General features: G+C 68.9%; 1 protein-coding gene. It reads right to left on the bottom strand.

The features are described from left to right. On the bottom strand, positions 1 to 305 hold a 305-nt coding region (locus tag ACZYSP_RS35390; protein WP_489019219.1), incomplete at both ends, for an ATP dependent DNA ligase.

The raw sequence follows: 305 nt of genomic DNA on the forward strand, positions 1-305 counted from the left end.
AGGGGCAACAACGCCGCCAGCGTCTGCAGGCTGTCCGCTTCGTCCACCGGCTTCGCTTCCCGCCACCGCAGCAGCCGCGGAAACCGCACCGCGAAGCCGCTCGAGTGCCGCGAACTGCGCGCCATGCCCTCCAAGCCCAACTCGAACACCAGTGTCGGCTTCACGCTCTTCACCGGCCCGCAGCTTTCCACCGTGGTCTTGCGGATGATCGCGTCCACGCGCGCCATCTCGGCATCAGTGAGGCCCGCGTAGGCCTTGGCGAAGGGCACGAGCTTTCGGTCTTCCTGCCCGGGCGGGCCGTCCCT

The sequence above is a fragment of the Variovorax sp. F042 genome (genome assembly GCF_057814215.1).